The sequence below is a fragment of the Rathayibacter sp. SD072 genome (assembly GCF_017355185.1).
GTDB lineage: Bacteria > Actinomycetota > Actinomycetes > Actinomycetales > Microbacteriaceae > Rathayibacter.
In genome coordinates this window covers 1-7,293 of record NZ_JADILJ010000083.1, presented here as the reverse complement: position 1 = coordinate 7,293, position 7,293 = coordinate 1, and the positions used below count along the sequence as shown (strand labels likewise).

Sequence of the window (7,293 nt, the reverse complement as noted above, 5' to 3'; positions counted from 1 at the left end):
CAGAGCTGCTCCGAGATGCGCGGGTACTGCGTGCCGAGGTTGTCGGAGGTGCGGCCCTTCGCGGCCTGCACCGCCTCGACCCACGGCTCGAGGTCGGCGTTCGCCGCCACCTGCGCCGCCTGGGCGTCCGCGGTCGGCGCGATGTACGAGAGCGTCGTGTCGGTGGTGACGAGGTTGTCGGTCGACGTCAGGCACTCGGCGATCGCCGCGGTGGTCTCGTAGCGCGCGTCGTCGTCCTGCACCGGGATCGTCAGGAACTCGCCTCCGGTCGGTGCCGGAGCCGAGCCGCCGTCGATCGCGGGGATGGTCAGGATCCCGTAGTCGATGCCGGACGCCTTCGCATTGGCCAGCTGCCAGGTCCCGTTCTCGCCGAACGCGTACTCGCCGGTCTCGAACTCCTGCCAGCTCGTCGTCTGCGTGTTGCCGATGACGGAGTCGGGCGCGTAGCCCTTCTGCACCCAGTCGGTCCAGAGCGAGACGGCCTCGACGGCCTCCGGCGAGTCGAGCTCGGTGAGCTCTGCGCCCGATCCCCAGAACCACGGGAGGAACTGGAAGCTCCCCTCCTCGGTGCCGATGCCCGAGAACGTGATGCCCTTGCCGCCCGAGGCGGTGACCTTCGCGAGCGCCTCGGTCAGGCTCGCCCAGTCGGTGACCGAGGCGATGTCCACTCCGGCCGCCGCGAGCACCGCCGTGTTGTAGTACAGCGCGAGCGTGTTGGCTCCGATCGGGACGCCGTAGGTGTCGCCGTCGACCTCGCCCGCGGCCAGGATGTTCGCGTCGATGCCACCGGTCTCGAGTCCGTTCTCGGCGGTGGTCGTCAGGATGCCCGACTCGGCCAGCGTGGACACGACAGGGTTGTCGACGAGCAGGATGTCGGGCGAGTTCCCCTGCTGCCCGGCGAGCAGCGCCTTGTTCGTGAGGTCCGTGGTGTCGTACCCGGTGCGCTCGATGCTCACGCCCGCCTCCGTGCCGCAGGCGTCGATCAGGGTGGCCCAGTCGCTGCTCTCGTCGAACTGGGGGTACGGGTCCCAGAACGTGTAGGTGCCCCCGGCGGCCGAGGTGGAGTCGCCTCCCGAGCCTCCCGCGCAGCCGGTCAGCACGGCCGCGGCCGCTCCCAGAGCGACGGCGGCGCTGAGGCCCCGTGCGTACTTCCTCGTCCTCACGAGATGATCCCTTCGTCGTTGACGGGTCGCCGGTCCGCTTCACCGCGGCACCGAAACTACTTTCTGCCGTTGAACCTAGGCATCGACGGGGGCTGCGTCAAGAGACGTGATCGTTTCGGTCTTTTCGGTTTCCATGCGAGGATCGTGCGGAGCGCCGACCAGCGCCGCCGATCGGAGGACGCCGTGACCCCGCGCAAGCCCACTGGCACCATCACCCTGACCGACGTGGCACGGGTCGCCGGAGTCTCGGTCGCCACCGCGTCGAAGGCGCTCAACAACCGCGATCAGGTCCGCGCCGAGACCCGTCAGCGAGTCCTCGACGCCGCCACCTCGCTCTCCTTCACGCCGAACCCCTTCGCGAAGGCGTTGAACTCGACGCGCACCGGCACGATCGGCATGCTCACCAGCGACCTCGACAACCGCTTCGTGCTCCCGGTCCTCCTCGGCGCCGAGGACGCCTTCGGTGCCGGCTCCACCTCGGTGCTCCTCTGCGACGCCCGCGGCGACGCCGTCCGCGAGCAGCACCACATCAAGAACCTGCTCGCCAAGCGCGTGGACGGCATCGTGGTCCTCGGTCGCACGACCAACTCGCGCCCCTCGATCACGAGCACGATCCCCGTGCCCGTCGTCTACGCGTACGCCCCCTCCGAGGATCCCGCCGACTCGTCCTTCACCCCCGACAACGCGCAGGCCGGTGTCCTCGCCGCCCGCCACCTCGTCGAGAGGGGCCGCCGCCGCATCGCCCTCATCAACGGCGAGCCCAGCTACGCCGCCGCCCGCGACCGCGCCGCCGGCGTCCAGGAGGCGTTGACGGAGGCGGGCCTGCCGCTGGTCGGCGGCGACGTCCTCTACGGCCAGTGGTCCGAGAGCTGGGGCCGCCAGTGCGCGGAGGAGCTCGTGAACGCCCACCCCGATCTCGACGCCCTCATCTGCGCGAGCGACCAGATCGCCCGCGGCGCCCTCGACCACCTCCGCGAGAGCGGCCGCCGCGTCCCCCGCGACGTCGCGGCGGTCGGCTTCGACAACTGGGACCTGCTCGTCGAGGCGGCCCGCCCCCCGCTCTCGAGCATCGACATGCAGCTCGAGACCCTGGGCCGCGCCGCGGCGGAGGAGCTGTCGCACGCGATCCGCGGCGGAGCCACTCCGGGCGTCCGGCGGATGCCGGTGCGGCTCGTTCCGCGCGAGTCCTCGGCCTGAAGGAACCGCGCTCGACCGAGGGGAGTCGGAGCCCGCCGAATGCGGTTCGGACGTGTGCCCATCCGCCTCGACGAGCGTTCGGAGCGGTTCCCGCGCGTTCGTCGTCGGGCCGGAAGCACACCGCCTGGTGCAGTCATCGCCGTCCTCTGCCACCCTTCCGGCCGGTCGAATGAGGAATCCATTGCCTTATGAACCCGTGTACTGGGGGTGGATACGGGGTGAAATCGGTCTCCAGGTGCACTATCGACCGCATCTCCCTCGGCGCTACGGTCAGGTGCCCGAGTAGCACACCGATCCGAACGGTGCCCTCGGCTTCTCGAAGGAGAGAAGATGACAGCCACGACACGCGGCCGAATCGCCGCTGCAGCCATCGCGCTGCTGACTTCCGCCGCACTGATGCCACTGGGGGCCGGCGCGGCCGCCGCGGCGACCAGCGGCGGACCGGTGGTGCTGATGGGCATCGACGCCGAGGACGGAGGGCCGGGCGGTCACGGCCCCCTGAGCGTCTACGTCGACGTGGTCGAGAGCATCCTGGCCGAGAGCTCCGGCGGCGACGGCATCGCCGTGATCGGAGCGAACGGCTGCGATGCCGGAGTGTTCTGGGACGCGATCGGTGTCGAGACGGCGGAGACGATCGACTACCTGAACGGCGCCGAGATCACGACGGCGGACTTCGCTCCGTACCAGATGGTCGCGGTGGCCAGTTCCTCGCTCGACACCTGCGGCGGTATCACCGAGGCCGAGAACAACCTCTTCACCGAGCGGCGGATCGACATCGCCGACTACGTGAACTCCGGACGCGGACTGCTCGGATTCAACCAGCAGGGGCTCAGCCAGCCCTACGGCTACATCAGCGGGCTGGGATCGTTCACCTTCAGCTTCCCCGACCAGTACCGCGACATCACCCCCACCGCCGACGGCCTCGAGATCGGGATCACCGACGCGCTCGACATCTGCTGCTGGCACGACGAGTACGACACCTTCCCCGCCTTCCTCTCCGTCCTCGCGACGAACGCCGTCACCGGTGAGGCCGCAGCGCTCGGCGGCGCGAACGTCGTCCTCCCCGGAGCGATCACCCTCGACCCGGCCACGGCGACGCTCGACGTCGGCGCGACCCACACCGTCACCGCCACCGTCCTCGACGGTGACGGGAACCCGGTAGCGGGCGAGCTCGTCACGTTCCAGGTCACCGGTGCGAACACCGCCACCGGGACGGCGACGACCGATGCGGACGGTCGAGCCGTCTTCAGCTACGTCGGCACCGTCGCCGGCACCGACTCGATCTCGGCGAGCTTCGACGATGACGGCGACATCCGCACCGCCACGGCCGAGGCGATCTGGGAGCTCCGCAACCTGCCGCCGGTCTGCACGACCGCGACGGCCGGCCCGTCGGTGTGGCCGCCGAACCACAAGCTGGTCCCGGTCACCATCACCGGGATCACCGATCCCGACGGCGACCCCGTCACCGTCACCGTCACGTCCATCTACCAGGATGAGCCGGTCAACACCGCGGGCGACGGCAGCACCGCCGTCGACGGCGCGGGCGTCGGAACGAGCACGGCCCTGATCCGAGCGGAGCGCAGCGGATCCCCGAAGGTCCCCGGCAACGGTCGCGTCTACCACGTCTCGTTCACCGCGGCTGACGGCAACGGCGGAACCTGCTCGGGCACCGTGCAGGTCTCGGTGCCTCACGACCAGCGGGGAGCCGCGGCGAAGGACGACGGTCCCCTGTACGACTCGACCCGGCCGTGAGGTGAGGTGACGGTCTGACCGACTAGGAAGTCCTGCACGACGACCGAGGGGTCCCCATCCAGGGGCCCCTCTCTCGTGCCGGCGGACGTCAGCGCCGCGCCGCAGGGACACCCTGCGGCGGCGCACCTGTCGTCACGGCGACGTCCTCCCCGACGCCCCGTGACCCTCCGCCACCCGCATCGTCCCGCCCGCCTGTGCCGCGAAGGCCCGTGCCGTCGCCGCGATCGTCCGCTGCATCACCTGCACCGCCGCCGTCGGCGCCAGGTCCGCCGGCCTCGCCAGACTGATCGTCCGCGTGAGCTGCGGCCGCTCCGACGCGGTCTCCTCGATCCGGATCGATCGCAGCCCCGGCCGGCCCTGCAGCACCATCGCCGGGACGATCGCGATGCCGAGACCCCGCTCGGCGAAGCGCAGCACCGCGTCCATCTCGGCTCCCTCCAGCACGACGTCGGGACTCAGGCCGGCCGCCGCGAACGCGGCGTCCGTCGTGCGGCGCAGGTCGTAGCTCGAGTTGAAGACGATCTGCGGGAGGCGGGACACCGCCGCGAGGTCCAGGGCGCCCGACTCCGCCAGCGCGGGCTCCGCGGCGGAGGAGACGACGACGAGCTCCTCGACGAGCAGCGGAGTCACGGTGAAGGCGCCGACGGACGCCGCGGTCGACGTCGTCACGAGCGCGAGATCGAGCTCGCCCCGCGCGAGGCGGTCGAAGAGGCTCCGCGATCCGTCCTCGGCGAGGTGCAGCTCGATGGCGGGGTGAGCCGCGTGGAACGCGTGCAGCACCTCCGCGACGAGGCTGATGCAGAGGGTCGGAGGTGCGCCGAAGCGCACCCGTCCGCGCTCGAGTCCGGCCAGCTCCGCCAGCTCGCGGCGCACCGACTCCGCGTCGGCGAGCATGCGCCGCGCGAGCGGCAGGAGGAGCTCGCCGGCCGGGGTGAGGGTGTTGCCCCCGCGGGAGCGGTGGAACAGCTCCGAGCCCAGATCCTGCTCCAGTGAGGCGATCTGCCGGCTCAGCGAGGGCTGCGCCAGGTGCAGCTCCTCGGCCGCGCGGGTGAAGCTGCCGAGGCGCGCGACCTCGATGAATCCGGTCAGCTGCTCGAGGTTCATGGTCATACCCTAAGCGCATGGTCCGGAGGCGATATATGCATTGGAGTAATCGAGGAGCGAAACCTAGCGTGGGGACATGACCACTTCAGCCACCACCACTCCGGAGCGTCGGATCTCCACCTCCGTCCTCGTCATCGGCACGGGCGGATCGGGCCTGCGCGCCGCGATCGAGCTGGCCGAGGCCGGCGTCGACGTCCTCGCGCTGGGCAAGCGCTCGAAGTCGGACGCGCACACCTCGCTCGCCGCCGGTGGGATCAACGCCGCTCTCGCCACGATGGACCCCGACGACAGCTGGCAGCAGCACGCGGCCGACACGATCACCGAGTCGTACCTGCTCGCCAACCCGCACACCGTCGAGATCGTCACCTCGAACGCCGCCCGCGGCATCCAGGACCTCGAGCGCTACGGCATGCCGTTCGCCCGCGAGGACGACGGACGCATCTCCCAGCGCTTCTTCGGTGCGCACACCTACCGCCGCACCGCCTTCGCGGGCGACTACACCGGCCTCGAGATCCAGCGCACGCTCGTCAACCGCGCCGCGCAGCTCGAGATCCCGATCCTCGACACCGTCTACGTCACGCGCATCCTCGTCAACGACGACGGAGCCGTCTTCGGCGCCTACGGCTTCGACCTCGTCGACGGCACCCGCTACCTCATCCACGCCGACGCGGTGATCCTCGCCGCCGGCGGGCACAACCGCATCTGGCGCCGCACGTCCTCGCGCCGCGACGAGAACACGGGAGACTCCTTCCGCCTGGCCGTCGAGGCCGGCGGTCGCCTGCGTGATCCCGAGCTGGTGCAGTTCCACCCGTCGGGCATCATCGAGCCCGAGAACGCGGCCGGCACCCTCATCTCCGAGGCGGCGCGCGGCGAGGGCGGCATCCTGCGCAACGGACTCGGTGAGCGCTTCATGGGGAAGTACGACCCCGAGCGGCTCGAGCTCTCCACCCGCGATCGCGTCGCGCTGGCCTGCTACACCGAGATCAAGGAGGGTCGCGGCACGCCGAACGGCGGAGTCTGGCTCGACGTCTCGCACCTGCCTCGCGAAACGATCATGACCCGGCTCCCCCGCGTGTACCAGACCATGCTCGAGCTGCAGATGCTCGACATCACGAAGGACCCGATCGAGATCGCGCCGACCGCGCACTACTCGATGGGCGGGGTCTGGGTCCGGTCCGACGATCACAGCACGGACGTCCCCGGGCTCTACGCCATCGGCGAGGCGTCCAGCGGTCTGCACGGCGCGAACCGGCTCGGCGGCAACTCGCTGATCGAGCTCCTCGTCTTCGGCCGGATCGTCGGACAGGCCGCCGCGAAGTACTCCGCCTCACTGAAGGCGCAGACCCGCTCGACCGCCTCACTCCAGGTGGCGCGCGACGAGATCGCGGATCTGCTCGCTGCCGACGGCACCGAGAACGTCCGCGCCCTGCAGCGCGCGATCCGCAACACGATGACCGAGCACGCCGGAGTCGTCCGCGACGAGGCGGGGCTGCTGACCGGTCTCGCCGAGCTCGACGCGATCGAGGCGCGCATCGCCGACATCGGGGTGCACCCGGACATCGCCGGCTTCCAGGACCTCGCGCACGCCTTCGACCTCAAGTCGGCGGCCATGGCGGCGCGGGCCACCCTCGAAGCGGCGCTCGAGCGCCGCGAGAGCCGTGGCTGCCACAACCGCAGCGACTACCCGGACCTGGACCCGGCCCTGCAGGTGAACCTCGTCTGGTCGCCCTCGACGGGCATCACCCGCGAGGAGATCCCCGCAGTCCCCGAGGAGATCCAGTCCCTCATCCGCGAGGTCGCCACCGCAGGCAAGCTCCTCGAGTAGTGGACCGCTAACGACGAAACGCCGACCCGGTGTGCTCCGGGTCGGCGTTTCGTCGTTCACGGACAGGAGCCGCCCCGCCTGGGCGTCGACTAGACCAGCAGAGTCTTCACCCCGATAAGCCGACCCTGTCGCCGGCACGAGCCAGAACCGTCTCCTCGCTCCGAAAGAGAACCCTCGTTGAGTGGCCAGCAGGAGCGAGACGGAGGTGAGCACCCTCGTCGTCGAGAGCCGTCAGAGTCCCCGACACCTGCG

The 7,293-nt window shown here is 70.6% G+C and carries 5 protein-coding genes; 3 read left to right on the top strand and 2 right to left on the bottom strand.

From position 1 onward, the window contains the following. Positions 1-1,163 (bottom strand): extracellular solute-binding protein (locus IOC53_RS18260; protein ID WP_207407994.1); only part of this gene is annotated, 1,163 nt, incomplete at its 3' end. A 183-nt stretch (positions 1,164-1,346) separates the two neighbouring features. Between IOC53_RS18260 and IOC53_RS18255 the strand changes: the two genes are divergently transcribed. Both IOC53_RS18255 and IOC53_RS18250 read left to right on the top strand, forming a co-directional pair. Then, positions 1,347-2,360: a LacI family DNA-binding transcriptional regulator gene (locus IOC53_RS18255; RefSeq protein WP_307786257.1), complete on the top strand. Its 1,014-nt coding sequence runs from the start codon at positions 1,347-1,349 to the stop codon at positions 2,358-2,360. Positions 2,361-2,690: 330 nt separating this feature from the next. Further along, complete coding sequence (locus tag IOC53_RS18250; protein WP_207407989.1) at positions 2,691-4,112, top strand: Ig-like domain-containing protein; 1,422 nt, start codon at positions 2,691-2,693, stop codon at positions 4,110-4,112. A gap of 132 nt (positions 4,113-4,244) precedes the next feature. Here the strand turns inward: IOC53_RS18250 and IOC53_RS18245 are convergent, their stop codons facing one another. Next, on the bottom strand, positions 4,245-5,222 hold the full coding sequence (locus tag IOC53_RS18245) for a LysR family transcriptional regulator (RefSeq protein WP_207407987.1): 978 nt from the start codon (positions 5,220-5,222) through the stop codon (positions 4,245-4,247). Between the two features lie 70 nt (positions 5,223-5,292). On the opposite strand from IOC53_RS18245, the gene IOC53_RS18240 reads away from it, so the two are divergent. Next, entirely contained in the window at positions 5,293-7,041 is a 1,749-nt protein-coding gene (locus IOC53_RS18240; protein WP_207407985.1) for an L-aspartate oxidase, read from the top strand. Positions 7,042-7,293 lie beyond the last annotated feature (252 nt).

Excerpts from the sequence above, each read along its gene's own strand:
- IOC53_RS18250 (WP_207407989.1), top strand. The coding sequence starts at position 2,691 with ATGACAGCCACGACACGCGGCCGAATCGCCGCTGCAGCCATCGCGCTG.
- IOC53_RS18245 (WP_207407987.1), bottom strand. The coding sequence starts at position 5,222 with ATGACCATGAACCTCGAGCAGCTGACCGGATTCATCGAGGTCGCGCGC.
- IOC53_RS18240 (WP_207407985.1), top strand. The coding sequence starts at position 5,293 with ATGACCACTTCAGCCACCACCACTCCGGAGCGTCGGATCTCCACCTCC.